24 protein-coding genes are annotated in these 25,349 nt (G+C 69.3%); 14 read left to right on the top strand and 10 right to left on the bottom strand.

Translation table 11 applies throughout. The features are described 5' to 3' along the window. Positions 1-115 precede the first annotated feature (115 nt). The 4 genes from F9C11_RS09985 to F9C11_RS09970 all read left to right on the top strand — a co-directional run bounded on the left by F9C11_RS09985 (position 116) and on the right by F9C11_RS09970 (position 5,243). Positions 116-1,345: a DUF445 family protein gene (locus tag F9C11_RS09985; protein ID WP_409184585.1), complete on the top strand. Its 1,230-nt coding sequence runs from the start codon at positions 116-118 to the stop codon at positions 1,343-1,345. Between the two features lie 81 nt (positions 1,346-1,426). Then, complete coding sequence (locus F9C11_RS09980) at positions 1,427-2,602, top strand: DUF445 family protein (RefSeq protein WP_409186863.1); 1,176 nt, start codon at positions 1,427-1,429, stop codon at positions 2,600-2,602. Positions 2,603-2,649: 47 nt separating this feature from the next. Beyond that, the gene (locus tag F9C11_RS09975; protein WP_409184584.1) at positions 2,650-3,873 is read left to right on the top strand and encodes a DUF445 domain-containing protein; all 1,224 of its coding nucleotides are present in this window, start codon (positions 2,650-2,652) and stop codon (positions 3,871-3,873) included. A gap of 53 nt (positions 3,874-3,926) precedes the next feature. Continuing rightward, a complete protein-coding gene (locus F9C11_RS09970; protein WP_409184583.1) occupies positions 3,927-5,243 on the top strand; it encodes an alginate O-acetyltransferase AlgX-related protein in 1,317 nt (438 codons plus the stop codon). Here F9C11_RS09970 and F9C11_RS09965 read toward each other — a convergent pair. Beyond that, positions 5,197-5,595, bottom strand: a complete 399-nt coding sequence (locus tag F9C11_RS09965; protein WP_409184582.1) for a winged helix-turn-helix transcriptional regulator — start codon at positions 5,593-5,595, stop codon at positions 5,197-5,199. The genes F9C11_RS09970 and F9C11_RS09965 overlap by 47 nt on opposite strands. Positions 5,596-5,652: 57 nt before the next feature. Between F9C11_RS09965 and F9C11_RS09960 the strand changes: the two genes are divergently transcribed. Then, positions 5,653-6,339 (top strand): NAD(P)-dependent oxidoreductase, encoded by a 687-nt coding sequence (locus F9C11_RS09960; protein WP_409184581.1) that lies wholly within the window; start codon positions 5,653-5,655, stop codon positions 6,337-6,339. Here the strand turns inward: F9C11_RS09960 and F9C11_RS09955 are convergent. The 3 genes from F9C11_RS09955 to F9C11_RS09945 are packed head-to-tail and all read right to left on the bottom strand — an operon-like array spanning position 6,336 to position 8,974. Then, positions 6,336-7,220, bottom strand: a complete 885-nt coding sequence (locus tag F9C11_RS09955; protein WP_409184580.1) for a metal ABC transporter permease — start codon at positions 7,218-7,220, stop codon at positions 6,336-6,338. The two genes, F9C11_RS09960 and F9C11_RS09955, sit on opposite strands and share 4 nt — an antisense overlap. 3 nt (positions 7,221-7,223) lie before the next feature. Further along, a complete protein-coding gene (locus F9C11_RS09950) occupies positions 7,224-8,060 on the bottom strand; it encodes a metal ABC transporter ATP-binding protein (RefSeq protein WP_409184579.1) in 837 nt (278 codons plus the stop codon). Further along, complete coding sequence (locus tag F9C11_RS09945) at positions 8,060-8,974, bottom strand: metal ABC transporter solute-binding protein, Zn/Mn family (RefSeq protein WP_409184578.1); 915 nt, start codon at positions 8,972-8,974, stop codon at positions 8,060-8,062. Before F9C11_RS09945 ends, F9C11_RS09950 begins: the two co-directional genes overlap by 1 nt. A gap of 178 nt (positions 8,975-9,152) precedes the next feature. On the opposite strand from F9C11_RS09945, the gene F9C11_RS09940 reads away from it, so the two are divergent. From F9C11_RS09940 to F9C11_RS09925, 4 genes are all read left to right on the top strand, one after another. Continuing rightward, positions 9,153-10,253 carry a LacI family DNA-binding transcriptional regulator gene (locus F9C11_RS09940; protein WP_409184577.1) on the top strand — a complete coding sequence of 367 codons (1,101 nt, stop codon included), beginning with the start codon at positions 9,153-9,155 and terminating at the stop codon, positions 10,251-10,253. 160 nt (positions 10,254-10,413) lie between these two features. Further along, the gene (locus F9C11_RS09935) at positions 10,414-10,905 is read left to right on the top strand and encodes a beta-class carbonic anhydrase (RefSeq protein ID WP_409184576.1); all 492 of its coding nucleotides are present in this window, start codon (positions 10,414-10,416) and stop codon (positions 10,903-10,905) included. Between the two features lie 23 nt (positions 10,906-10,928). Continuing rightward, positions 10,929-11,804 carry an A/G-specific adenine glycosylase gene (locus F9C11_RS09930; protein WP_409184575.1) on the top strand — a complete coding sequence of 292 codons (876 nt, stop codon included), beginning with the start codon at positions 10,929-10,931 and terminating at the stop codon, positions 11,802-11,804. Between the two features lie 90 nt (positions 11,805-11,894). Beyond that, positions 11,895-12,848, top strand: a complete 954-nt coding sequence (locus tag F9C11_RS09925; protein ID WP_409184574.1) for an N-acetylmuramoyl-L-alanine amidase — start codon at positions 11,895-11,897, stop codon at positions 12,846-12,848. A 46-nt stretch (positions 12,849-12,894) separates the two neighbouring features. Here F9C11_RS09925 and F9C11_RS09920 read toward each other — a convergent pair whose 3' ends face one another. Continuing rightward, on the bottom strand, positions 12,895-13,647 hold the full coding sequence (locus tag F9C11_RS09920; protein ID WP_409184573.1) for an alpha/beta fold hydrolase: 753 nt from the start codon (positions 13,645-13,647) through the stop codon (positions 12,895-12,897). Between the two features lie 57 nt (positions 13,648-13,704). Between F9C11_RS09920 and F9C11_RS09915 the strand changes: the two genes are divergently transcribed. Then, a complete protein-coding gene (locus F9C11_RS09915; protein ID WP_409184572.1) occupies positions 13,705-15,129 on the top strand; it encodes a M1 family metallopeptidase in 1,425 nt (474 codons plus the stop codon). Here the strand turns inward: F9C11_RS09915 and F9C11_RS09910 are convergent. Then, positions 15,105-16,505: an AAA family ATPase gene (locus F9C11_RS09910; RefSeq protein ID WP_409184571.1), complete on the bottom strand. Its 1,401-nt coding sequence runs from the start codon at positions 16,503-16,505 to the stop codon at positions 15,105-15,107. The two genes, F9C11_RS09915 and F9C11_RS09910, sit on opposite strands and share 25 nt — an antisense overlap. A 55-nt stretch (positions 16,506-16,560) precedes the next feature. Between F9C11_RS09910 and F9C11_RS09905 the strand changes: the two genes are divergently transcribed. Then, entirely contained in the window at positions 16,561-16,869 is a 309-nt protein-coding gene (locus tag F9C11_RS09905; protein ID WP_409184570.1) for an antibiotic biosynthesis monooxygenase family protein, read from the top strand. Then, positions 16,862-17,665, top strand: a complete 804-nt coding sequence (locus tag F9C11_RS09900) for an SIR2 family NAD-dependent protein deacylase (protein WP_409184569.1) — start codon at positions 16,862-16,864, stop codon at positions 17,663-17,665. Before F9C11_RS09905 ends, F9C11_RS09900 begins: the two co-directional genes overlap by 8 nt. Here F9C11_RS09900 and F9C11_RS09895 read toward each other — a convergent pair. Beyond that, positions 17,652-18,086, bottom strand: a complete 435-nt coding sequence (locus F9C11_RS09895; protein ID WP_409184568.1) for a GNAT family N-acetyltransferase — start codon at positions 18,084-18,086, stop codon at positions 17,652-17,654. The two genes, F9C11_RS09900 and F9C11_RS09895, sit on opposite strands and share 14 nt — an antisense overlap. Continuing rightward, positions 18,083-19,036: an endonuclease/exonuclease/phosphatase family protein gene (locus tag F9C11_RS09890; RefSeq protein ID WP_409184567.1), complete on the bottom strand. Its 954-nt coding sequence runs from the start codon at positions 19,034-19,036 to the stop codon at positions 18,083-18,085. The genes F9C11_RS09895 and F9C11_RS09890 overlap by 4 nt, the downstream gene beginning before the upstream one ends. Before the next feature lie 110 nt (positions 19,037-19,146). Here F9C11_RS09890 and F9C11_RS09885 point away from each other — a divergent pair, with 110 nt between their 5' ends. Together F9C11_RS09885 and F9C11_RS09880 are read left to right on the top strand one after the other, a co-directional pair. Further along, positions 19,147-20,124, top strand: a complete 978-nt coding sequence (locus F9C11_RS09885; protein WP_409184566.1) for an ATP-binding cassette domain-containing protein — start codon at positions 19,147-19,149, stop codon at positions 20,122-20,124. Further along, positions 20,121-20,921 carry an ABC transporter permease gene (locus tag F9C11_RS09880; protein WP_409184565.1) on the top strand — a complete coding sequence of 267 codons (801 nt, stop codon included), beginning with the start codon at positions 20,121-20,123 and terminating at the stop codon, positions 20,919-20,921. Before F9C11_RS09885 ends, F9C11_RS09880 begins: the two co-directional genes overlap by 4 nt. 80 nt (positions 20,922-21,001) lie before the next feature. On the opposite strand, the gene F9C11_RS09875 is transcribed toward F9C11_RS09880, so the two are convergent. Then, on the bottom strand, positions 21,002-22,015 hold the full coding sequence (locus F9C11_RS09875) for an amidohydrolase family protein (RefSeq protein WP_409184564.1): 1,014 nt from the start codon (positions 22,013-22,015) through the stop codon (positions 21,002-21,004). A 90-nt stretch (positions 22,016-22,105) separates the two neighbouring features. Continuing rightward, positions 22,106-25,276: a BTAD domain-containing putative transcriptional regulator gene (locus F9C11_RS09870; protein WP_409186862.1), complete on the bottom strand. Its 3,171-nt coding sequence runs from the start codon at positions 25,274-25,276 to the stop codon at positions 22,106-22,108. Positions 25,277-25,349: the final 73 nt, after the last annotated feature.

Here is a 25,349-nt window from a genome sequence, read left to right as displayed (position 1 = left end):
TGAGCGGAGCACCTGCGGCACGTACCGCCAAACGGCTGTATTACGAAGCGCGAAACCCGACGTCACGCATGGCATCCTGTCCCCCGACCTACCGCGCGGCGAACGGGGCAGACGCATGGACCTTCCAGCCATCGCCGCCGACCTGGCCGCGCACTGGCACGTGTACGCGACCATGCCGTTCATCGCCGCGCTCATCGGCTACCTGACCAAACGCGTCGCCATCGAAATGATGTTCCGGCCGCTCGAGTTCCGCGGCATCCGGCCGTTCCTCGGCTGGCAGGGCGTCATCCCGGCCAACTCGCGGCGGATGGCCACCACCGCCGTCGACCTGCTCACCAAGAATCTTCTCGATCCGCGCGAGGTGTTCGCCCGGCTCGATCCGGAGGAAATGGTCGCGCAGCTGGAAGAACCGTTGCTGAAAGCGGTCGACGAGGTCACCCGCGAGGTGTTCGAGACCTACCAGCCGCGGCTGTGGGAAATGCTGCCCGCCCGCGCTCAGCAACTGCTGGTGGACCGCGTCCGCGCGCAGGCGCCCGCGGTCGTGAAGCGGCTGATGCGGGAAGTGGCGTCGAATGTGGACGAAGTCCTCGACGTCAACGACATGCTGATCAACGCCATGGTCCGGGACAAATCGCTCACCTGCCGGCTGATCCGCGAGGTCGCCGCGCCCGAGTTCCGGTTCATCGCGCGCAGCGGGATCGGCTTCGGGTTCGTGATCGGGCTCGTCCAGCTCCTCGCGTGGGCGCTCACGAAACAACCGGTGATCATGCCGATCTTCGGTTTCGTCACGGGCTTCGTCACGGACTGGCTCGCGCTCAAAATGATCTTCTACCCGCGTCAGCCGCGCCGGTTCCTCTTCTTCACCTGGCAGGGCATGTTCCAGAAACGCCGCGCGCAGGTCGCCGCGGACTACGGCGCGTTGATCGCGGAGGAAGTCCTCACCGCAGGGAATGTGCTGGAAGCCGTGCTCACCGGACCGCGCGCGGACAAGCTGTTCGCACTCGTCACGCGGGAGGTCCAGCGGACCGTCGACGCGCAGGCCGGGCTGGCGAAACCGCTGGTCGCGCTGGCTGTCGGCGGACGCGAGTACCAGCAGATGAAACAGGCCGCCGCGGAGAAGGCCATCGCGTACCTGCCGGAGACCGTCAAGTACGTCGAGAGCTACGCGACCAACGCGCTCGACGTCCGCAACACCATCGTCGACAAGATGCAGCAGCTCACCCCACTGGAGTTCGAGGGCATTCTCCGCCCGGCGTTCAAACAGGACGAATGGAAGCTGATCGCGGTCGGCGCGGTGATCGGCGGCCTCGTCGGCGAACTGCAGGTGCTGCTCCTGCTCCACTGACGCGCGGGTTACCGTTCCGTAGGCAACACGGAGGGGACACGCGTGCACACTTTCGCCGAGCACTGGCCGGTGTACGTCTCCATGCCGTTCATCGCGGCGCTGATCGGCTACGTCACCAAACGCGTCGCCATCGAGATGATGTTCCGGCCGCTCGAATTCGTCGGCATCCGGCCCTTCCTCGGCTGGCAGGGCGTGCTGCCCGCGAACGCCGAGCGGATGGCGACCACCGCGACCGACATGCTCACCACCAACCTCGTCGATCCGCAGGAGATCTTCGCCCGGCTCGACCCGGAGCAGGTCGCGAAGGAGATCGAACAGCCGCTGCTGCGCGTGGTCGAGGACGTCACCCGCGAGGTGATGGAGACCTACCAGCCGCGGCTGTGGGAAATGCTGCCGTCCGGCGCGCAGCAACTGCTGCTGAAACGCGTGCAGGCGGAGGCGCCGCGGGCGATCACGAAGATCATGCGCGAGATTTCCCGGAACATCGAGGACGTGCTCGACCTCAAGCACATGGTCGTCACGAACCTGGTGCGCGACAAGGCTTTGCTGAACCGGCTGATCCGCGACATCTCGCGCCCGGAAATGCGGTTCATCGCCCGGTCGGGCATCTGGTTCGGGTTCGTTCTCGGCTGCGTGCAGCTGCTGGTCTGGTCGCTGACGAAGTCGCCGATCGTGCTGCCGCTGTTCGGGCTCGGGATCGGCTGGCTGACCGACTGGCTCGCGCTCAAAATGATCTTCCTGCCGCGCGAGCCGAAACGGTTCTTCGGCTTCTACACCTGGCAGGGCGTCTTCCAGAAGCGCCGCGACGAGGTGGCCGCCGACTACGGCGACATGATCGCGCGCGAGATCATCACCGTGCCGAATCTGCTGGAAGCCGTGCTGCGCGGGCCGAAATCGGACCGGCTGTTCTCGCTGATCAGCCGCGAGGTGCAGAAGACGATCGACGCGCAGGCCAGCGTCGTGAAGCCGTTCGTCGCGATCGCGGTGGGCACGAAACGGTTCCAGGAGATGAAGCAGGTCGCCGCCGCGAAAGCCGCCGAGCGGGTGCCGGACACCATCCGGCACGCGGAGACTTACGCGGTCAACGCGCTCGACGTCCGCAACACGATCGTGGACCGGATGCGCCGGCTCAGCCCGCTCGAGTTCGAGCAGCTGCTGCGGCCCGCGTTCCGGCAGGACGAATGGAAGCTGATCGCGGTCGGCGCGGTGATCGGCGGGCTCGTCGGCGAGCTGCAGGCGTTGCTGCTCCTCGGTTAGGACGCGCGCGCGATACGGTTTCCTTCCGGAACGGGGAGGGAGGCCCGGTGAACGCGGTGCTGGACGAACTCGCGCGGCACTGGCCGGTGTACGTCTCGATGCCGTTCGTCGCCGCGCTGATCGGCTACGTCACCAAGCGCGTCGCCATCGAGATGATGTTCCGCCCGCTCGAATTCATCGGGATCCGGCCGTTCCTCGGCTGGCAGGGCGTGGTGCCGAAGCACGGCGGCCGGATGGCCGCGATCGCGACCGAGCTGCTCACCGCGAACCTGCTCGACATCAAAGAGGTCTTCGCCCGCGTCGACCCGGTGATCATCACCCGGGAACTCGAGCAGCCGCTGCTGCGCGCGGTCGACGGAATCGCCCGTGACGTGCTCGAACAGCATCATCCGCGGCTGTGGGAGGTCATGCCGACGCTCGCCCAGGAACTGCTGATCAAGCAGGTGCAGGCCAGCGCGCCGCAGCTGGTGCGGGACTTTCTGGACGAGGTGCGAGACAACCTGGACGAGGTCCTCGACGTCCGGCACATGACGGTCGAGAGGCTTACTCGCGACCGCGCGCTGCTGGTCCGGCTGATCCGCGAAACGTCGCGACCGGAGATGACGTTCATCGCGCGCGCCGGGATCGTCTTCGGCTTCGTGCTCGGTCTCGTCCAGGCGCTGGTCTGGGCGCTGACCCACCAGCCCCTGGTGCTGCCGATTTTCGGCGGTGCGATCGGATTGTTCACCGACTGGCTGGCGATCAAGATGATCTTCCTGCCGCGCGAGCCGGTGCGGCTGGGCCGGGTCGTCCTGCAGGGCAAGTTCCAGCGGCGGCGCGCCGAGGTGGCCCGCCAATACGGCGAAATGGTCGCGGGCGAGGTGCTGACCGTCCCGAATCTGCTCGACGCCCTGTTGCGCGGCCCGAAGTCGGACCGGCTCGTGGCGATGGTCGAACGCGCCGTCGGACACGCGGTGGACGCGCAGGTCAGCGCCGCGAAACCGGTGGTCGCGCTGGCCGTCGGGACGAAGCGGCTTCAGGAGATGAAGCACGCCGCGGCGCAGCGGGCGCTGGCCGAACTGCCGCTGACCGCGCGCTACGCCGAGGGGTACCTGACCGAGGCGATGGACGTGGCGAAGATGGTCGAGCAGCGGATGCTCGCGCTGACGCCGCTGGAGTTCGAGGGCCTGCTGCGGCCGGCGTTCCGGCAGGACGAGTGGAAGCTGATCGCGGTCGGCGGCGTGATCGGGTTCCTCGTCGGCGAACTGCAAGTCCTCCTCATGCTCGGCTGATTTTTCGGTGGTTGTTCGCGCCGGGCTCACTCGAATTGACTAACCTCAGTGCCGTGTCCGAGCCACCGCAGCTGCCCGCAGTCCACGAGGCCTACCTGCCCCGCGAGCACGCGCTGCATCGCCCGCGGCACGGCAAACGACAGCTGACCGCACTGGTCAGCGCCCTGTTGTTCTTCGCGACGCCGACCCTGCTGTGGGTGGTCGGGGTCCGGCCGAGCGAGATCGAAAACCACAAGCTCGCCGGATTCCCCAGCCTCGGCGAAGGGTTCGGGTTCTTCACCAATCTCCCCAAATGGGCGACGGACCAGCTGTCGTTCCGGGCCGGCGCGATCAACGCGGCGAACGGGATCAGCGAGGGCGTCTTCGGCGAGGCCGCGCCGCTCGACCAGGGTTCGACGGCGAACACCGGCCCGATCCCGGCCCCGCCGCTGCAGCAGCCGGGCGCGCCGAACACCGGCCCGTCGCTGCCGAGCGGACCGGGCTCCAGCCAGGCCGGGTACCGCAAGGTGGTCCAGGGCACCGACGGCTGGCTGTACTACGGCTATGACTCCGAGGCGAAGTGCACGCCGACCCAGGACATCGACACCACGATGAAGCGGATCGGCGAACTGCGCGCGGCGGTCGAGGCGTCCGGCCGGAAGTTCGTGTTCGTGGTGACGCCGGACAAGACGACGATGGTGCCGCAGTTCCTGCCCGCGAGCTATCCGGGCAAGGAGTGCTCGCAGGCCGCCTCGCCGAACGACTGGTACAAGATCACCACCGAAGGCCATTCGCTCGACCTGCGCCCGCAGCTTGCCGCCGAAGCGGCCCGGGTCGGCCACCCGATCTACGCCCCGAACGACACGCACTGGCGCGACGAAGGCGGCCTCGTCCTGACCCGCGCGCTCGCCGACACGATCAAGCCGGGCACGACGAGCACCTGGCAGAGCGCCCCGGACGGCCAGTACGACGCGGTCGCGGACCTTCCGTTGCTGCTCGGGCAAACCGGCGTCAAGTCGAACACCCGCTACGACCTGCGTCCGGACGGCGTCACCGACCGGGCGGGAGAATTCGTCGGCAGCATTGACGAACCGGTGCACCGCTCGGCCCCGCCGATCGTCGGCACGATCGACCAGCCGACCCTGGTCTACGGCGACTCGTTCAGCCTCGCGTCGTCGCGGTATCTGGAGGCGGCGTTCACGAACCTCACGTACCTGGCGTATTCGACGGACAAGACGCCGCAGTCGAAGGCGGTGGACCAGTTCGTGAACTCGCACGTGGTGGTGTTGCAGGCGGTGGAGCGGAATGTCTCCGGCGGGCTGGTGCCGTTCACCGACGAAGGGTTTATCGCGGCGGTGAAGTCGGCGCTGGCGCAGCATCCGATCCGGTAACGGGCGGGTGGGCTTGGCGGTGCGCCAGGAGATCGGCGAGGTGCTGACCGCTCCACTCGCGCATGGCGTCGATGACCGGCAGGAGGCTGCGCCCGAGGCCGGTCAGCTCGTAGGTGACGTGCGGCGGATTGGCCTGGTGGTCGGTGCGGGTGACGAGGCCGTCGCGGGTCATGTCGCGCAGGGTTTCGGCGAGGACTTTCGCGCTGCTGACCCCCAGGGTTTCCCGGAGGCGGCTGAAGCGCAGCGGGCCGTCCAGCAACGCGACGACGACCATTCCGGTCCATTTCCCGCCGACCTGGAAGGGGAAGGCGGCCATCGGGCACGACGGGTCCATCCGAGCGTCGGCAGTCATCTCGCCAGCCTCCGGTTTCGTTGAAGTAACCAGTTTCCCGTCGATACCGTCCAGCTCATGGTGCCTGAACAGCGAAACGCTCCGCTCGTCGTTTTCGGCGCTGGCGGCCGAGCCGGGCTCGCCGTCGTCGCCGAGGCACTGCGTCGCGGACGCCCGGTCGTCGGAGTGGTTCGCGACCCCGCCCGGCAGGAAAGGCTGGCCGCTCTCGGGGAGGACGTCACGGTCGTCGCGGGTGATCTGACTGATCAGGACAGCGTGGCGGCGGTGGTGCCGGGCGAGGTCGCGGCGGTGGTGAACGCGGTGACGCCGTTTACCGCGCCGCCTGAATCGTTCGAAGACTTCGACCCCGACTACTACGTGCGTTTGGCAGAGAACCTCGTTCAAGCCGCGCGGGGATCCAGGGTGCTCGAAATCGGTCTCGCCGCGACGCTTCGCACCGGCAGCGGCCGGGTGTTCGAAGACCCCGCGGCGTTCCCGGCTTTCCTGCGCCCGTTCGCCGAAGCCCGGATGAAGGGCCTAGCCGCTTGGCGGGAGCAGCCCGCGGAGGTGGACTGGCTGGTCCTCACTCCGCCACCGGGGTTGTCGCTCGAAGCGCCGACCACCGGCGAGTACCGGCTTGGCGGAGACGTGCTCGATTCCCCAGCAGCGGATCTCCCACTGTCCTATGCGGACCTGGCGACCGCCGTCCTCGACCAGATCGACCGGCCGACCGTGTCGCGCCAGCAGGTGTCCGTCTACCGCTAGCCGACCGGAACCGGGGCCGCTTCCGCCGGGCTGGTCCGCACCCCGCGTCGCCGGTCGCGGACCCACGCGAGCACCCGGCACACCAGGTAGATCAAGAACGAAATCGAAGTCACGAACGCGCTTACCGGCAGTCCCGGGGCCAGCGACAGCACGATCCCGCCCAGTGCGGCGACCTCCGCGAACACCACCGACAACACCGTCGCGCGCAGCGGGCTTGCCGTCACCCGGGCGGCGGCCGCGGCGGGGGTCACCATCAACGCGACCACCAGCAGCGAGCCGACGACCTGCACGCTCAGCGCCGTCGCGACCCCGACCAGCAGGGAAAACAGCACCGTCAAGGACTTGACCGGAACGCCGCGTGCCTCGGCCACCGAGCGGTCGACGCTCGCGAACAGCAGCGGCCGGTAGATCAGCGCCAGCACGGCCAGCACCGCGGCGGCGGAGATCACCAAGGCAGTCAGGTTCGTGCTGTCCACGGTGATGATCTGGCCGGTGAGAATCCCGAACTTGTTCGCCGACCGTCCTTTGTAGAACGACAGCAGCAGGACGCCCATGCCCAGCCCGAAGGACAGGATCACGCCGATCACCGAATCGCGGTCGGCGTCGCGGATTCCCAGGATTCCCAGCAGCAGCGCGGCGGCGACGGCGCCGGCCAGCGCGCCGTATTCCACCCCGACGCCCAGCAGCAGCGCGCCAGCCGCTCCGGTGAACGCCAGTTCGGACGTTCCGTGCACCGCGAAGGACATGCGGCGCATCACGATCAGCGGGCCGAGGACGCCGGCCAGCAAGCCGAGCACCGCGGCCGCGATCAGGGCGATGCGGACGCTGTCCAGTTCCGCGATCAGCTCCCACGTCTTGGCGAAGTCGAACATGCCGTCCAAGGCTCAGCCCACTGCTTCCTGCTCGTGGTGATGCGGTTCGTCCTCGCACAGCGCGCTCTGCGCACCGGCGATGTGGATCTGCCCGCCGACGCGCAGCACCTCGATCTTCGTTCCGTACAGGTCCGACAGCGTCTCCGAGGTCATCACCTCGTCCGGCTTGCCGATCCGGAACTGGCCGTTCACCAGGTACAGCACGCGGTCGACGAACTGCAGGACCGGGTTGATCTCGTGGGTCACGAACAGCACCGCGGTCCCGGCTTCGCGCCGGCGCGCGTCGATCAGTTCGCTCACCGCGCGCTGGTGCGCCAGGTCGAGCGACAGCAGCGGTTCGTCGCACAGCAGCACCGACGGGTCGCCGACCAGTGCCTGCGCCACCCGAAGCCGCTGCTGCTCGCCGCCGGAAAGCCGGCCGACCGGCTGCTTCGCGTATCGCGTGCCGCCGACCGATTCGATCACCGACGCCACCCGGCGCTTCCGCTCGCGCATTCCGGCGAGGCCGGGACCCCAGCGGTGGCCGTCCAGTCCGAGCCCGACCAGGTCGACGCCGCGCAGCGTGAGCGAATCGTCGATCGCGCGCTGCTGCGGGATGTAGCCGACCTCCCGGTTCGCGCCTCCCGGACGCCCGCCCGCGATTTCCACCGTGCCCGCCGACAGCGACTGCATACCCAGCAACGCCTTGAGGAAGCTGCTTTTGCCGGACCCGTTCGGGCCGAGGACGGCCAGGAATTCGCCCGGCTCGACGTCCAGGTCCAAACCGGACCAGAGGGTGCGGTCGCCGAAGGCGAGCCCGGCCCCGCGCACGCGGACCGCGGGGCCTGCTTCCGGAAGCTGGACGGACATCAGCTGTTCAGCGCCCCCGCCAGCGAGTCCACATCCTTGGTCATCCAGTCAATGTAGCCCGTGACGTTCGCCGGGAGCGTCTCGGATACGTCGACCACCGCGACCCCGGACGCCTTCGCGTCGGCGACCGCCTGCTTGGTCAGCGGGGTGACCGTCTGCACGTTGTTGACCAGCGCCTTCACCTGCTTCTCCTTGATCAGCTTGGTGAACTCGGAGACCGCCGCGGCGGGCACGTCGGTCTCGTTCTCGATCGCGTCGGAGAACGCCTTCGGGGTGGCGTCGGCGATGTTCGCGGTCTTGAGCAGGTAGTGCGCGACCGGTTCGGTGACGACGACCTTCGTGTCCGGGTGCGCGGTGCCCAGCGCGGCCGCCTTCTTGATCAGGCCGTCGAGCTGGGCCTTGAAGGTCTTGGCGTTTTCGTCGAACTTCTGCTTCGACGCGGGCTGGATCTCGCCGAGCGCGGCCGCGACCTGGTCGGCGACCTTTTCCACGCCCGGCAGGTCGTACCAGACGTGCTCGTTCTCCTCGCCCGGCTTGGCGATGTCGTAGGCGACCAGCTTCTTCGCCGAAGCCGCTTCACCCGAAAGCTTGGTGAAGAACTCGTCGTACCCGCCGCCGTTGCCCAGCGTCAGCTGCGCCTTCTTGGCGGCGAGCGCGTCGTCGGCGGTCGATTCGTACGAGTGCGGATCGGCCGACGGATCGTGAATGATCGACGTGACCTGCACTTTGTCGCCTCCGACGGCGGACACGACGCTGCCCCAGACATCGGTGGAGGCGACGACCTTCACCTGATCGCCCGTTCCCCCTCCCGCCCCGGAACCGGTCGAGGACGACGTGCTGGAGCACGCGCCGAGCGCGAACACAGCCAAAGCCGACGCGGCGGCGAGAACGCTCGTGGTGCGGCGGGAAGTCATCGGGCTCTCCTGAGTCGAACTGCTAATGGAAACCGTTGTCAGATTCACTTTACCCCATCCGAACGGCGAGCCTCACTCCACCGGGTGGCCGTACCCGCTCTTGATCACCGAACGGATCGAGACGCTCACCACAGGGGTGTCGCTTCTGGAAAACGATCTGAACCGTTACGGTTTGCGGATGGGCCGTCCTATTCGCACCCGGAGGCAGGCGACATTGGCGTCGCTCGCGGCGGAACTCGGGGTGTCCAGGACCACCGTGTCCAACGCCTACAACCGCCCGGACCAGCTCTCCCCCGAACTGCGCCGCAGGGTGCTCGAGACCGCGCGGCGGCTCGGCTACCCCGGACCCGACCCGGTCGCGCGCTCGCTGCGCACCCGCAAGGCGGGCGCGGTCGGGCTGCTGCTCACCGAGAACCTCTCCTACGCCTTCCGCGACCCGGCCGCCGTCGGCGTGCTCGAAGGGCTCGCGCTGGCCTGCGAGGACGCGGGCGTCGGCCTGCATCTCGTGCCGGCCAGCCCCGGTCGCGAGGACCTCGCCGCGGTGCACCGCGCGGGCGTGGACGGGTTCGTCGTGTACTCCGTGCCGGACGACGATCCGCATCTCGCGGCCGTCCTGGAACGGCCGGTGCCGACGGTGATCATCGACCAGCCCCGGATCGAGGGCGTGGACCGCGTCGGCCCGGACGACGCGGCCGCCGTGACACAGCTCGCCGACCATCTGGTCGCGCTCGGCCACCGGCAGATCGGCGTGCTCTGCATGCGGCTCGGCCGCGAGCGCAACGACGACTTCGTGACCGCCGAACGCCAGAGTGGCGCGCATTTCCACGTGCAGCGCACCCGGCTGGAGGCGCTGGCACAGGCGTTCTCCTCCGCGGGGGTCGACTGGGCGACCGTGCCGGTGGTCGAGCGCTTCGACCACACGGTGGACGACGGGGCCTCGGCCGCGCGGCAGCTGCTGGACGCGTATCCGCAGGTCACCGCCCTGGTCTGCACGTCGGACATCCTCGCGCTCGGCGCGCTGGCGGAGGCGGCCCGACGCGGGCTGCGGGTGCCGCTCGACCTCACCGTGACCGGGTTCGACGGGATCGCCGAGGCCGAGCGCTCCGGCCTCACCACGGTGCACCAGCCGGTGCTGGAGAAGGGCAAGGTGGCCGGACGGCTGCTGCTCAGCTCGGCCGAGCGGGTCGGGCCGAAGGTGATCACGCTGCCGACCGAACTGCGGGTCGGGAGGACGTCGGCGCCGCCGCGGACGGTCGAGGAGCCCTGGTTCGGCGGGTGAGTCGTGAGTGGCGATCGCGGTTAGAACCGTGATCAGCACGCACGAGTCACCCCAGCCTTTGCCGTGATTTCCCGCCCAGCGCGTTGTGCGGGCGCGCCGGGGCAGGTTGCATGGACGCCACGCCCGTGTCCCGCGGGAAGCACAGGCCGAAAGGTGTCCCATGACCTCCATCGACGTGCTGCTCAAGCGCAATCGGGAAATCGGGAACATCGTCCCCGGCGACCGGTCCTCCCCCAAGCCGTCGCTGCAGGTGTCGATCCTGACCTGCATGGACGCCCGGATCCGGGTCTTCGAGATCTTCGGGCTGCTGCAGGGCGAGGCGCACGTGCTGCGCAACGCGGGCGGCGTGGTCACTGACGACGTGATCCGGTCGCTCGCGCTCAGCCAGCGCAAACTCGGCACCCGCGAGGTGCTGATCGTCCAGCACACCGACTGCGGTCTCTCCATGGTCACCGACGAGGAGTTCAAGGACGAGCTGGAGTCCGCCACCGGACTGCGGCCGACCTGGGCGGTCGAGGCGTTCCGCAAGGTCGAGGACAGCGTGCGCACCTCGATGGAACGCGCCCGGCGCAGCGACTTCCTCCTGCACAACGACAACGTGCGCGGATTCGTCTACGACGTGCGGGCCGGGAGCCTGACCGAGGTCAAGTAAGGGCTTTCGTATTCAATGGTGGAGTGGCAGTAGACACCGATGTTCTGATCGAGTGGTTCGCCGACGTCGGCCGGGACCTGCCGTGGCGGGAGCCGGACTGCTCGGCGTGGGGCGTGCTGGTCAGCGAAATCATGCTGCAGCAGACGCCGGTCTCGCGCGTCCAGCCGATCTGGCTGGAGTGGATGGCTCGCTGGCCGGTGCCGTCCGCGCTGGCCGCGGAGACCACTGGCGAGGTCGTGCGTGCGTGGGGCAAGCTCGGCTACCCGCGTCGCGCGCTTCGGCTGCACGCCGCCGCCACCGTCATCGCCCAGGAGCACGGCGACGTCGTGCCGTCCGATGTGGACACGCTGCTCGCGTTGCCCGGCATCGGCGCGTACACGGCGCGCGCGGTGGCGGCGTTCGCGTACGGCAAGCGCGCGCCGGTGGTGGACACGAACGTCCGACGCGTCGTCGCGCGCGCCGTTCATGGTGCGGGCGACGCTGGCCCGGCGTCGAATACCCGCGACATGGCGGATGTCGAAGCGCTGCTTCCCGCCGAGGACGCGCCCGCGGCGAAGCTGTCCGCCGCGCTGATGGAGCTGGGCGCGCTGATCTGCACCGCCCGGTCGCCGAAGTGCGCGGACTGCCCGATTTACGCCGAATGCGCGTGGCAGCTCAACGGCCGTCCCGAATACGCCGGTCCGGCCAAGCCGGTGCAGAAGTTCGCCGGCACCGACCGGCAGGTGCGCGGGTTGCTGCTGGACGTCCTGCGCGGCGCCGAGGGACCGGTCGAGAAGGCGCGGCTGGATGTCGTGTGGCACGAAGCCGGTCAGCGCGACCGGTGCCTGGATTCGCTGCTCGTGGACGGTCTGCTGGAGCAAACCCGCGACGGGCTGTTCGCGCTTCCCGGGGAACACTGACGCACTACGACGAAAGTCGGCAAAAAGTTGTCCCCTCCGGGGCGCCGGGTTAGCTTTCCCCCGTCGCACTCGCAGGCTGAGGAGTTCCGCATGGGGGAAGCAACGCGTCGTGCCGTCTTGAAAGGCGGCCTCACCGTCACCGCCGTGGGCGCTTTGGGCTTCGCCACGGCGAGATCCGCGGCCGCGGTGACCACGCCGGTCATCCATTCGACGGCCGAGTGGAACGCCCGGCCGCCCTCGGGCGCGATCGTGGTGGAGAACCACAAGCCCACGTACATCGTGGTGCACCACACCGTCGACCCGGGCAACAACACCGACTACTCGCTGGCGCACGCGCTGCAGATCTCGCGGGACATCCAGAACTTCCACATGGACACCCGCGGCTGGATCGACACCGGCCAGCAGTTCACGAACAGCCGCGGCGGCTTCGTCACCGAGGGTCGGCACCGCAGCCTCGAAATCCTGCGCGGCGGGAAGCAGCACGTGCAGGGCGCGAACGTCGCCAACCACAACAGCGAATGCATCGGCATCGAGAACGAGGGCCTCTACAGCACGGTCGACGTGCCGGCCGCGCTGTGGAACTCGCTCGTGCAGCTCGTCGCCTACATCGCGCACCAATACGGCATCACGCCCGAGTTCATCAAGGGCCACCGCGATTTCAACTCGACCGAGTGCTGCGGCCAGGTGCTCTACAACCGGCTGCCGGAGCTGCGCACAGCGGTCGGCCAGCAGCTCGGCCTGTCCGTCGCCCGGCTCGACGCGCCGGAGTGGCCGCTGCTCAAACCGGGTGACACCGGCCCACAGGTGCAGACCGCGCAACGCTTCCTGCGCGCCGCCGGGTTCGGCGTGCCTACCGACGGCGTGTTCGGCAAGGCGACCGCGGCCGCGGTGTCCGCACTGGCCGCCGAGCACGGGCTTTCCCGCGACAGCTGCACCGCGGCCCGGGCCAGCGACGAATCCGCCTACCTCGGCTCGGACGTCTGGCCGTTGATCGTGCCGGCGGACCGCTCGACCGCCGCGTGGCGCACCGAGCTGGCCCGCTGACTGGGGACGCCTCACGCGTGCCAGCGAGGGCGGCACACGTGAGGCGTCACAGGCCGGACAGGAACGCCTCCACCGCGCCGCGGTAGGTCTCCGGCGCTTCGGCGTGCGGCAGATGGGCCGAACCGGGCACGACCAGGTGCTTCGCGCCGGGCACCCGCGCCGCGACCTCGGCCTGCTGCCCGGTCGGCATCGCGGTGTGCTCGCCCTCGACCAGCAGCAGCGGACAGCGGATACCGTCCACAATGGACCAATAGTCGCGGCGGCCCCATTCGGCGGCGATCTCGTAGAGGTTCTCCAGGTCGGCGATCAGGTGATAGCCGTCCTCGCGCTCCTCGACGCATTCGGTGAAGTAGTCGCCCGCGGTGCCGAAGAACTCACGCACGTGGGCCAGCGATTCGAACGGCACCGGCCAGCTCTCGAAGTAGCCGCGCCAGGTCTCGACGGTGCGTCCGCGCTGGTCCGGCGCGAAATCCTCGCTGACCACCGCTTGCACCAGCTCCGGGTATTTCGCCGCGGTGGCCCACGCGTGCAGCCCGCCCATCGAATGCCCGATCAGCACGGACGGACCAAGGTCGGCCAGCACGTCCGCGACGTCCTCGGCGAACTGCTCGGTGGTCCACGGTCCGGTGTGCGGCGCGCGGCCGTGCCCGCGGGCGTCGAGGGCACGCACCCGGCCGTACCGCTTGAGCCATTGCGCGACCGGCCACCACGTGCGAGCGCGGCCCATCAGCCCGTGCAGCAGGAGGATCGACACGCCGGGGCGTTCGTCGCCGCCGAAGTCGATCAGGCCTGGTCGCATTAGTCCTCCCGGGTTTCTGCGGCTACTTCATCACAAACCTGCCTTTAGGGTGAAGGAATGCGCTGCCGCCGAACCGCCGTCCTCGCCCTCGCCGGCGTGCTTGCGCTGTCCGCGTGCAGCCCCGCCGAACCCGCTGCTCCGCCGCCGCCCCCGATGCATCCGGCACCGGGCGCGAGCAGCGCGGGCGACCCGTACTTCCCGGAAGACGGCAACGGCGGATACGACGCGCTCGACTACCACGTCGACGTCAGCTACGACCCGCCGAGCGGCCGGCTCGACGGCGACACGACGGTTTCCGCGAAAGCCACCCAGGACCTCAGCCAATTCGGCTTCGACCTGCGCGGGCTGGACGTCACCTCGGTGGAGATCGACGGAAAGCTCGCGAAGTACAGCCGGGAAAAGAACAAGCTGGTCGTGACTCCGGCCGAACCGCTGCGGTCGGGCACGACGTTCCGGACGCGCGTGCGCTATTCGGGTGTTCCGGCGCAAACCCCGCACGACGGCGGGTCGGAGAACGGCTGGGCCCGCTCCGAGGACGGCGGCGCGTACCTGGTCGGCGAGCCGCATTCGGCGTCGTTCTGGTACCCGGTCAACGAAACCCCGCGCGACAAGGCGACCTTCACGCTGACCGCGCACGTGCCCACCGGCTGGACGGTGCTGTCCAACGGCCGGGAGCAGGGCACCAGCGCCAAGGACGGCAAAACCACCGCGACGTGGGCGGATCCGAATCCGGTGGCCAGCTACCTGACCACGATCGCGATCGACAAGTTCACCGTGCAGCGCTCCACGCTCCCGGACGGCACGCCGATCGTTTCCGGCTACGCACCCGGCGCCGAAGCCCGCGAGGCCACCGGCGGCCGGCTGCCCGAGGTGATCTCGTTTTTGGAGAGCAAGTTCGGCAAGTACCCGCAGAGCGCGGCGGGCGGCATCTACCTCGACGAGAACATCCACTTCTCCCTGGAAACACAAACCCGTCCCACTTATGCGAAATGGGCGGAAATCCTGACTCTGGTGCACGAGAACGCACACCAGTGGTTCGGCGATTCGGTGTCGCTCAACTCGTGGGCGGACATCTGCCTGAACGAATGCTTCGCCTCGTACGCGCAGTGGCTGTGGGGCGAGCGCGAGGGGCAGAACCTGGACGACCGCTACCGCGCGGCCGTCGAGATCACCAGGGGCAGCGCGGATTTCTGGGGCCAGAAACTGGTCGACATGGGGCCGGAGCACCTGTTCGAGGGCGCGTACGACAAGGGCATCCTCGCCATGCACGCGCTGCGCCGCGAACTGGGCGAGCCGGGGTTCGAGAAGGTGCTGCACGAGTGGGTCGGCCAGCATCGCCACAGCAACGCGACGTGGACGGACTTCGAGAAGCTCGTGTCGCACGTCGCCGGACGCGACTTGAGCGGGTTCCTGAACGACTGGTTCCACGGTTCGAAGCTGCCGTCGGACGCCGATCTTTACCCAGGCCCGTTGCGGCCGTGACTGCCGAGCAAAGACCTGGTCAGATCGCTGTCGTTCATCTCGGCTAGGGCCGCGCCCAGTTCGGGGTCGCCGACCCGGACTGGTTCGTCGGGCCTCCGCGCCAGCGCGCGCAGCGACGCCCGGCGGAGCAGTTCCTTCATGAACGACGCCGTGACGCCGTCGGTCACCTCGACCACGGGGGTGAGGTCGGCGGTCAGCTCCAGATCACGCGAGTACAGCCGCAGCAACGCTTCCCGCCCGGCCGCGTCCGGCAACGGCACCTCAACCGCCAAGTCGACTCGACCGGGCCGGTCGGCCAGCGCCTTCTCCAGACTGCTGGCCCGGTTGGTGGTGAGCAGAAAGGTGACATCCGCGTCGCCGCCGACGCCGTCCATCGCGTCGAGCAGGCTGAACAGCAGCGGCGTCGGCCCGTGCACGAGGTTGCGGTCCTCGGCGATCAGGTCGACGTCCTCCAGCACCACGACGCTCGGCTGCAACCGGCGCGCCAGCGAAGCGGCTTGCGAGATGAACCGCAGGGCAGCGCCGGTCAGGATCACGACCGTGCAGCCCGGGAGCTGCCCCATGAGGTAACGCACGGTGTGGGTTTTCCCGGTGCCGGGCGGGCCGTGGAGCAGCAGGCCGCGCTTCAGGTGCTGGCCCGCCTCGGCGAGCCGCGCGCCGTGTTCCGCGATGCCGAAGGTGTGCCGTTCGACCGCTTCGAGAACGCCTTCCGGCAGCACCACGTCTTCCTTGCGCAGCTGCGGCCGCGGCAGGAAGGTGACCAGCTCGTTGTTGCGGTGCTCGCTCAGGCCGAACGCGATCACCTGGCCGCGCAGCACGTCGTGCTCGGTCATCAGCGCTTCGATGCGGTCGCGAGTCTCGGTGGCCGCCCGCCGGTCCTCGGCGATTACTTCGAGGCGGCAGTTCGCCTGGCCGTACTGCGGGGCCGAGCCGCGGACGCCGACCAGCACCGGCGAGCCGTCCGGCGCGGTTGTACCGACCAATCCGAGCTGCACGACGTCCGCCGCTTCGTCCGGGCCGACCGCCACCGTCGCGTAGTCGACCGCGCCCAGCTCGTAATTGCCGTGCTGTTTGGCCGTGACCAGCATGCCGACCAGGTCTTCATGGCCGCGCAACCCGCCGGCGATGCCGAACCAGTCAGTGCCGATCCCGTGCTCGGCGAGATACGCGTCGACCCCGGCTTGAATGGTCGCGTGCTCCCAGTTCTCGAAGTTATGCGTGACCACCAGCGCCTGCGCGAGCGGCACGCCAAGGTGCCCGGTGACGCGGTCGATCAACTCGCTGGAACTGCCCGAACCGACCGATTCGGCCGCGGCTTTCACGAGCCTTTGCAGGTTGCGGGCCAATTCGGTGCCAAAGACTTCGTCGTCCCCCATGTGAGCAGAGTGGCACGAACCGCGAAAACGGGCCAGCCGTTAGTACGCTAGGGAGATGGCAGTGGTCAAGATCAACGCAATCGAGGTCCCCGAAGGCGCCGGTCCGGAGTTGGAGAAGCGTTTCGCCGCGCGGCTGCACTCCGTCGACGACCAGGAGGGGTTCCTCGGCTTCGAGTTGCTCCGCCCGGTCGCGGGCGAGACGCGCTACTTCGTGTACACGAAGTGGGAGACCGAGGAGCACTACCAGGCCTGGGCGAAGGGTCCGGCTCGCGAGGCGCACGCCGGCGAGCGTCAGAAGCCGGTGGCGAGCGGTGCGAATCTGCTCGAGTTCGAGGTCGTCCAGGCATCTAAGCCGGGTGAGTGACGAACTCGCTCGTGCCGCCGAGCTGATCCGCGGCGCCGGTGCGCTGCTCGTGTGCGCCGGCGCCGGGATGGGCGTCGATTCCGGGCTGCCCGATTTCCGTGGCGGGGAAGGGTTTTGGCGGGCATATCCGCCGTACGCCGGGCTCGGGCTGCGGTTCGAGGAGCTGGCCGACCCGCGGCATTTCGCCTCGGATCCGGAGCTGGCCTGGGGGTTCTACGGGCACCGGCTCGAGTTGTACCGGAAAACGGTGCCGCATCGCGGATTCGGCCTGCTGCTCGAATGGGGACTGGCCAAACCCGGCGGGGTGCGCGTTTTTACGTCCAATGTGGACGGACAATTCCAGGCCGCGGGGTTTCCGCACGTCGCCGAGGCGCACGGGTCGATTCATCACCTGCAGTGCCTGGCCGGGTGTTCGCGGGAGATCTGGTCGGCGGACGAACTCGCGATCGACCTGGACGAGACGACGATGCGCGCCCGGCCGCCGCTTCCGTCCTGTCCGCGTTGCGGCGGTCTGGCCCGGCCCAACATCCTGATGTTCGGGGATTTCGACTGGATCCCCGACCGCAGTCAGGAACAGCTGGACGAGCTGGCGGCCTGGCGGCGCGCGCATCGCGACGCGGTGGTGGTCGAACTCGGTGCCGGGCAAGCGGTTCCGACAGTGCGGCGGTACGCCGAACTCGCCAGCGCGGCGACGGGTGCGTTGATCCGGATCAACCCGCGCGAGCCGCGGATCCGGCACGGACGCGGGATTTCGATCGCCGCCGGTGCGTTGGAGACGCTGGTCAAGCTCGCTTGAGCTCCAGCAAGGGGAACGGGCGGCCGTCCGGATCGGTTTCCTGCCTGCCGACCACCTCGAAGCCGTGGTGCAGATAGAAACCGACCGCCTGCGGGTTCTGCTCGTTCACGTCCAGGGTGAGAGCCGGGTAGCGGTCCAGGGCCGCGCGCAGCAACGCCGTTCCGATCCCGCGGCCGCGGAAATCGTCGTGCACGAACAGCATTTCCAGCTTTCCCTCGGCGATTCCCGAGAAACCCGCGGCGACTCCGTCGACCTCCGCCACCGTCAGCTCCACCTCGGCGAAGTAGAGCGGGACGCGCGTGGCGTAGTACTCGACGTCCGACGGGGCCAGAAAGTCGTGCGTCGCCTCGACGGCGCTGCGCCAGATCTCCAGCAGCCGCGGGTACTCGGCGTCCCCGACGCTCGGCCGCAAGGTCGTCATGGCAGTTGTACCTCCGCATACACCGCCCGGTGATCGCTGCCGGGCACGTCGAACGCCTGGTAATCCCGGATCGCGATCCGGCGGTCCACCAGCACATGGTCCAGCGACACTAGCGGGACCGAAGACGTCGACCAGGTCGGGACCAGGCCGTCGCCGCGTGCCTCCGCCGCGTCGACGTATCCGCGGGACAGCACCGTGCGCAGCGCGGCGTGGTCGAGAGTCGCGTTGAAATCGCCGGCCACCACGCGCAGGCCGTGCTCGCCGATCGCGCGCGACAGGTCTCGCATCTCCTGCTCCCACAGGTGATACCCGGAGTCCGGCGAACGCGGATGCGCCGCCACGATCTCCAACGTCGTCCCGGCGCCGAGGTCGGCTTCCGCGCCGGGCTGTTTCTGGGCCGAATCGCCGGTGTAGTCCTCTTCGGTCAGCGGATAACGCGACACGATGCCGGACCCGTCCACCCCGGACGCCGGGTGCAGCACCCGGTACGGCAGCGTCTGGAACAGCCCGGCCTTCTCCAGCCCGGACATCGCGGCCGGGGTCATCTCCACCAGGTTCAGCACGTCGATCCGGTGCTCCCGGACCAGCCGCACGAGCGCCGCCGGGTCGGCCTGGCCGAGGTACAGGTTGGCGGCCAGCACGCGCACCGTCTTCCCGTGCGCCGCCGGCTGCTCGTCGGACATCACCCGCGGCGCGACGTACACCGCCAGCAGCGCGGACAACGCCAGCGCGACCCCGCCGGTCCACCACCGCCGCAGCACCAGCGCGAGCGCGGCGAGCAGCAAGCCGTAGACGACGACGTACGGAGTCAGCGCCAGCAGCGCGGTCAGGTACCAGCCGCTGCCGTCCCAGCCGATCGTGCGCAGCCCGGCCACCGCCAGCAGCGGCAGGCCGACCAGCACGAGCAGGCCCGTGACCAGCCGGGTTCGCGTCCGCGCCGCCATCACCATGATCGAAGAGTATGCCGGGCAGGCGCTGACAGGTCCGTGTCAGCGCCGTGTGCGCGGCTTGCCAGCGCCTTAGCCCACTGTGTGCTGGAGCGACACAGGAGGAGGCGACAATGTCGCACGCGATCCAGGCCGAGGGCCTGGTCAAGCATTTCGGGGAGACGAAGGCGCTGGACGGCGTGGATCTGGAGGTCCCGTTCGGGAAGGTGGTCGGGGTGCTCGGGCCGAACGGCGCGGGCAAGACGACCGCGGTCCGCATCCTGGCCACCCTGCTGAGACCCGACGCGGGCCGCGCCACGGTCGGGGGTTACGACGTGGTCCGCGACCCGGTCCGGGTGCGCGGCCTGATCGGGCTCACCGGGCAGTACGCGTCGGTGGACGAGGACCTCAGCGGCACCGAGAACCTGGTGCTGATCGGCAAGCTGCTGAACCTGTCCCGGGCCGACGCGCGGGCGCGGGCGGCCGAACTGCTGGAGCGGTTCGAGCTGACCGACGCGGCCAAGCGGCCGATCCGGACGTACTCCGGCGGCATGCGGCGCAGGCTCGACCTGGCCGCGAGCCTCGTCGGCCGTCCCGCCGTGCTGTACCTGGACGAGCCGACCACCGGACTCGACCCGCACGCGCGCAACGAGGTGTGGGCGGTCGTCCGCAGCCTCGTCGCCGACGGCGCGACGGTGCTGCTGACCACGCAGTACCTGGAGGAGGCCGACCAGCTGGCCGACCGGATCACCGTGTTCGACCACGGCCGCGTGGTCGCCGACGGCCGCGCCGACGAGCTGAAGCGGCGGGTCGGCGGGCAGACGCTGCAGGTGCGGCCGACGTCGCTGAGCGACCTCGACGAGGTCGACCGCATCCTGGCCGACCTCACCGGCGTCCGGCCCGCCCGCGACAACGCGACCGGGCTGCTGACCGCACCGGTCTCCGACCCGGTGCTGCTGTCCACGCTGGTGCGCCGCCTCGACTCGGCGGGCATCACCTCCGACGAACTGGCCCTGCGGCTGCCCAGCCTCGACGAGGTGTTCCTGGCACTGACCGGACACGCGGCCGAGGAGCCGAAGCCGGAGCGCGAACTCGAAGGGAGCCGGTCATGACCACCGCGACCGCCGCGGCCCCGCCCCGGCACATCAGCCCGGTACTCGGCGCGAAACACGCGTTTTCGCTCGCCTGGCGGGGAATCCTGAAGATCCGCAAGAACCCGGAACAGCTGGCCGACGTCACGCTGATGCCGATCATCTTCCTGCTGATGTTCACCTACCTGTTCGGCAACGCGCTGGGCGGTTCGATCGAGAACTACCTGCAGTCGTTCGTGCCGGGGCTGATCGTGATGAACGTGCTGCAGGCGTCGCTGACGGTCGGCACGCAGCTCAACACCGACATCACCAAGGGCGTCTTCGACCGCTTCCGCGCGATGCCGATCGCCCGCTCGGCGCCGCTGATCGGCGCGGTGCTGGCCGACCTCGTGCGGTACGTCGTGTGCCTCACGGTGCTGCTGACCGTGGCGACCGTGATGGGCTTCCGCGTGCAGACCGGTCCCGGGGAGTTCGTCCTCGCGATCCTGCTGGCGGTCGCGTTCGGCCTCTGCTTCTGCTGGGGTTCGGTGTTCGTCGGGATGCTGATGAAATCCCCGGGCGCGGCGCAGGGCCTGATGTTCGTCTTCATCATGCCGTTGACGTTCGGCAGCAACGTGTTCATCTCGACCGCGACTATGCCGGGCTGGCTCAAGGCCTGGGCCGACATCAGCCCGGTGAGCCTGATGTCCGACGTGATGCGCGGCCTCCTGAACGGCGGCGCGTACGGCGGTTCCCTGCTGGGCGCACTGGCGTGGATGGCCGGTGCGGTAGCGGTGTTCTTCCCGCTCGCGACGTGGGCCTACCGCAAGCGGGTCTGAGGGCGTCCTTCACGGGGGTGTGGACGCTGGTGGGGAGTGTCTGTGTCCGGGTTCCACAGCCGGGCACAGACACTCCCTTTTCATCGGGCGGCCGCGAGATGGCCAGTCAGCCGTTCCCAGTTGCCCGACCCGATGGCGGCTTTCTCTTCCTCGCTGAACGGCGCCTTCTCCAAAAACGACCGCGCTACCCCGCCACTCGTGTCCAGGTAAGGAAATCCGCCCGGCCGCGTGCCGAAGGTGTAGGGATAGTCGGTCGAGTACAGCATCCGCTCCGTCCCGACCACCTCGGCCGCCCAGCGCAGGTACCGTTCGCTGACCGTGCCGCTGCCCGCGATCCAGAAGTTCTCGCGGAAGTAGCCGGCCAGCGGTCGCCGCAGGCCGGCCATCTCCCGCAGGAAGCCGACGTGGTCCAGGTAGAACAGGACCACCTCGCCCCAGTGTCCGGCGATCACCTGCAGTCCGGGGTGCCGGTCGAAGACGCCGGAGAAGATCATCCGCAGGTACTGCACGCCCAGGTCGTAGTACCAGCCGAGGCCGGCGGTCGCCAGAGCCGCGCCGACGCCGTTGGGCAGGCCCGAGTAGTACGCGTCCTGTACCGCCCGCACCGGCGCTTGCGGGTGGAAGTGCAGGGGGACGTGAAGTCGCGCGGCGGTTTCGTAGAGGTCGTCGAATTCCGGTGCGTCGGCCAGTTTGTCGCCGGTTCGGCCGTACAGCATCGCGCCGCGGAAGCCGAGGGCGACCGCGCGTTCCAACTCTTCGACGGCGGCTTCGGGCGAGGACGTCGGGAGCGTGGCGAAGGCCTGGAACCGCGTCGGATTGGCCGCGACGATCTCGGCGAGTGCGTCGTTGGCTTCGCGGGCGACGGGCACGGCGTCGGCGGCCGGGAGGTTCTGCACGCCGGGGGTGGACAGGGACAGCACCGCGACGTCGATGCCCTGCTCGTCCATGTCGGCGAGACGTTCTTCGCCGACGTCGCACAGACGTCTCGTGACCGGATGGGCCTCGGGATAGCCGTGCGGCTGCACTCCGGCCTTCGCCCACGCTTCGCGCAGAACGGGCAGGAGCACGTGTTCTTCCAGGGCCACGATGCGCATGACAGCTCCTCGATGTTTCCAGTGATAACCACCTGAGCGTATCACCGAAAACATCAGCGGAAGCGAGTTCGTGTTATCACTGATAACGGACTACTCGCTGCAGCGCTGCGCCAGAACCTCCTCGATCGCTCCGGCCCGGTCCATCCGCGCGGTCTCGGCCACGAGCGCCTCGTACCGTTCCGGGCCCAGCTCCCGCGTCAGGTTCTCGATCAGCGCGCGGACCTCGGGACTCCCCAGATCGAACCGCCCCCGCACCACCGCGCTCAGCGCCAGCATCCGCGCGGACGCCTCCAGCCGCCCCTGTGCGTACCGGATCCGCGCCAGCAGCTCGACCATGCCGGCCAGGTCCGGCATGTCGAATCGCCCGGCCGCGCGTTCGATCACCGTGAACACCGGCGCTTCCGCCTCGTCCGGGCGGCCTTCGGCGAGCAGCAACCCGGATTCGATGGCCCCGAGCCATTCCACCTCGAAACCCTCCGGCGTCGGCCAATCCGCCCGCGCCGACTGCATTTCCCGGAACACCTCGCGCGCCTCGGCGAGGTTGTTCTCGCGGATCAGCAGTTCCGCGCGGCCGAGCAGCACGATCAGGCGCAAACCGTTGTTGCCGCCGGAAGCCGCGTAGCGTTCCGCGGCTTCCATGTCCCGCCACGCGCCCTCCTGATCGCCCGCGCGCGAACGTTCGACCGCCAGCCGCCACCACTGCTGCACGATGTCGTCGCGGGACCGCAGCTCCATCACCAGCCGCAGCCCCTCGGTGTACCCGGCGATCGCCGCCTCGTGGTCGCCGGACTGCGATTGCGCCGCGGCCCGGAACCCGTGCGTCATGCCGAGGCCCCAGCGGTCGCCTACCTCGGCGAAGCCCTGGTGGGCGAGGTCTCGCGCCCGGTCCGCGCCCTCGAGGTCTCCCATGTCGCCGAGGACGAAGCTCTCCGCCCAGTGCCCGGCGGCGCGGCTCCAGAGGTCGTCCCGTTCCACCGCCCGGCGGATCTCGCGCTTCGCCAGCTCCCGCTCGCCGTTGAGGTAAGCCACTATCGGCAGCCCCACCCACAGCCACGGATTCCGTTCCGCCGCACCGGTCCGGACGCAGTCCTCGACCAGCTCGGGGACGTCGACCTTCTCGTGCGGACCGGACATGGCCAGCATCAGCACCTGGCTCAGCCGCAGGCTCGCCGCCACGTCCGGCGGCAGGTCCCCGCCCAGTTCGAGCACCTCGTCGACGAACTGGGCGGCCCGCTCGTTCTGCCCGACGATGTTGAGATACCAGAACAACCCGAACAGCAGCCGGGCCGCCGATTCCGCGGCTCGCGATTCGATCGCCGCCCGCAGCGCGGACGTGAAGTTGTCGCTGTCGTGCTCGTAAACGTCGATCGCGCGCAGCTGGTCCCGTCCGCGCAGCAACGGCTCGTTGCGGTACGCGAGATCCGCGTAGTAGCCGACCATCGCGGCCCGCATCCGCTCTTGCTCACCGGACTCGGCGAGGCGCTCGGACGCGTACGCGCGCAAGGTTTCCAGCAGGCGGTACCGCAGACCCACTACGTCCACAATGGACTTCTCTACCAGCGAGCCCAGCACGTACACGATGTCTTCCGCGGGCAATTCCTCGTCCGCGCAGACGTTTTCCACCGCCTCCTCGGAAAAGCTCGCCGCGAACACCGCGAGCCTGCGCGCGAGCCGGACCTCCGCGTCGCTCAGCAGATCCCAGCTCCACTCCACCACCGCACGCAGCGTGCGCTGGCGCGGCAACGCCGTCCGGCTGCCGGAGGTGAGCAGCCGGAACCGGTCGTCGAGGCGTTCGGCGATCTGCTCGGCGGTCATCGACCGCAACCGCGCGGCGGCCAGTTCGAGCGCGAGCGGCATTCCGTCGAGCCGGCGGCAGATCTGCCGCACGGAGTCCACTGTGGACTCGTCAAGCCGGAAGCCGGGCCGCACCGCCATCGCGCGGTCAAGGAACAGCCGGACCGAATCGAGGGTGCCGACGTCCGCGGGCGGCGCGGTCTCGTCCGGCACCGGCAGCGGACCAAGCGGGCACAGCGTCTCGCCGGTAATCGCCAACGGTTCGCGGCTCGTGGCCAGCACGCGCAGCGCGGGCAACCGGCGCAGCAGATTCTCGGCCAGCTCCGCGGCGGTGTCCACGACGTGTTCGCAGTTGTCCAGCACCAGCAACGTTTCCGCGCCGCCGAGCGCCTCCACCGCGTGTTCGAACGGATCGACCTGCCAGCGCCGCGCGTTGGTCTCGGTCGTCCGAAGGTCGCGCACCTCCAGCGCGTTGAGCAAGGCGGACAGGACGTCTTCGGCATCCCGTACCCCGGCCAGCGGCACGAACCACACCAGACCGCGCGAATGCGCCGGATGCCGCGAAGCCGCTTCCGTCGCGAGCCGGGTCTTGCCAGCGCCGCCCGGGCCGACGAGCGTCACCAGCCGAGCGCCTTCAAGCAACTCGGCCAGCAGCTTCAGTTCGTCGGTGCGGCCGATGAAGCTGGTCAGCCGCTGCGGCAACCGGTCGGCCACCGCGGCGACCGGCGTGTACTCGCCGCGCAGCGCGCGCAAATGCACTTCCTGCAGCTCCGCCGACGGGTCGACACCCAGCTCGTCGGCCAGCGTCGCGCGGATCGCGGAGTACGCGGCGAGCGCGTCGGCCTGCCGTCCGGCAGCGGAAAGCGCACGGATTCGCAAGCCAGCCAACCGTTCCCGCAGCGGATGCGCTTGAGCGGCGGCGGTGAGGTCCGCGAGCACCTCCGCGTGCCGGCCCAGCCGCAACTCGGCTTCGAACCAGTCCTCCGCGGTCTCCGTGCGCCGCTCCTCCAGCAACGTGGCGGGCGCGGCGGCGAATGGTGCGTCCAGCACGTCCGCGAGCGCGGGCCCACGCCACAGCGCGAGCGCGGCGGCGAGCGCTTCGGCGGCGGTACCGTCCCGCCCAGCGGCAAGCTCCCGGCGCCCCTCGGCGGACAACTGCTCGAACCGGTGGAGATCCACCGCCTCCGGCGGCACCCCGAGCCGGTAACCGCCGTTGACGGACTCCACTTCGGCCCCCGCCTGCCGCAGTGCGCGACGCAGCCGCGAGACGAGCGATTGGAGCGCGTTGGCCGCGTCGGCCGGGGGTTCCGCGCCCCACAGCCCGTCGATCAGCGCCTCGGCGGAAACCGCGCGACCGGCGTCGAGCGCGAGCCGGGAAAGGAGCATGCGAAGGCGGGCTCCGCCGATGTCGATCGGCGTGCCGTCCTCCCCCTCCGCTCGCAGCGGGCCCAGCAGCGCGACGCGCATGAGGTCCAGCTTTCCAGACAACGCCCGGTCCGTGCCGAGGCCCGACGTAAGTGTGGACTTTCGGGACAATCCG

The organism is Amycolatopsis sp. VS8301801F10 (genome assembly GCF_046195355.1).
GTDB lineage: Bacteria > Actinomycetota > Actinomycetes > Mycobacteriales > Pseudonocardiaceae > Amycolatopsis.
This window is presented reverse-complemented; position numbering and strand designations above follow the sequence as displayed.

Coding starts and splice junctions, on each gene's coding strand:
- F9C11_RS09985 (WP_409184585.1), top strand. CDS start 116: ATGGACCTTCCAGCCATCGCCGCCGACCTGGCCGCGCACTGGCACGTG.
- F9C11_RS09980 (WP_409186863.1), top strand. CDS start 1,427: ATGCCGTTCATCGCGGCGCTGATCGGCTACGTCACCAAACGCGTCGCC.
- F9C11_RS09965 (WP_409184582.1), bottom strand. CDS start 5,595: ATGACTGCCGACGCTCGGATGGACCCGTCGTGCCCGATGGCCGCCTTC.
- F9C11_RS09960 (WP_409184581.1), top strand. CDS start 5,653: ATGGTGCCTGAACAGCGAAACGCTCCGCTCGTCGTTTTCGGCGCTGGC.
- F9C11_RS09950 (WP_409184579.1), bottom strand. CDS start 8,060: ATGTCCGTCCAGCTTCCGGAAGCAGGCCCCGCGGTCCGCGTGCGCGGG.
- F9C11_RS09945 (WP_409184578.1), bottom strand. CDS start 8,974: ATGACTTCCCGCCGCACCACGAGCGTTCTCGCCGCCGCGTCGGCTTTG.
- F9C11_RS09940 (WP_409184577.1), top strand. CDS start 9,153: ATGGGCCGTCCTATTCGCACCCGGAGGCAGGCGACATTGGCGTCGCTC.
- F9C11_RS09935 (WP_409184576.1), top strand. CDS start 10,414: ATGACCTCCATCGACGTGCTGCTCAAGCGCAATCGGGAAATCGGGAAC.
- F9C11_RS09925 (WP_409184574.1), top strand. CDS start 11,895: ATGGGGGAAGCAACGCGTCGTGCCGTCTTGAAAGGCGGCCTCACCGTC.
- F9C11_RS09920 (WP_409184573.1), bottom strand. CDS start 13,647: ATGCGACCAGGCCTGATCGACTTCGGCGGCGACGAACGCCCCGGCGTG.
- F9C11_RS09915 (WP_409184572.1), top strand. CDS start 13,705: ATGCGCTGCCGCCGAACCGCCGTCCTCGCCCTCGCCGGCGTGCTTGCG.
- F9C11_RS09910 (WP_409184571.1), bottom strand. CDS start 16,505: ATGGGGGACGACGAAGTCTTTGGCACCGAATTGGCCCGCAACCTGCAA.
- F9C11_RS09905 (WP_409184570.1), top strand. CDS start 16,561: ATGGCAGTGGTCAAGATCAACGCAATCGAGGTCCCCGAAGGCGCCGGT.
- F9C11_RS09895 (WP_409184568.1), bottom strand. CDS start 18,086: ATGACGACCTTGCGGCCGAGCGTCGGGGACGCCGAGTACCCGCGGCTG.
- F9C11_RS09890 (WP_409184567.1), bottom strand. CDS start 19,036: ATGGTGATGGCGGCGCGGACGCGAACCCGGCTGGTCACGGGCCTGCTC.
- F9C11_RS09885 (WP_409184566.1), top strand. CDS start 19,147: ATGTCGCACGCGATCCAGGCCGAGGGCCTGGTCAAGCATTTCGGGGAG.
- F9C11_RS09880 (WP_409184565.1), top strand. CDS start 20,121: ATGACCACCGCGACCGCCGCGGCCCCGCCCCGGCACATCAGCCCGGTA.
- F9C11_RS09875 (WP_409184564.1), bottom strand. CDS start 22,015: ATGCGCATCGTGGCCCTGGAAGAACACGTGCTCCTGCCCGTTCTGCGC.
- F9C11_RS09870 (WP_409186862.1), bottom strand. CDS start 25,276: ATGCGCGTCGCGCTGCTGGGCCCGCTGCGAGCGGAGGGGGAGGACGGC.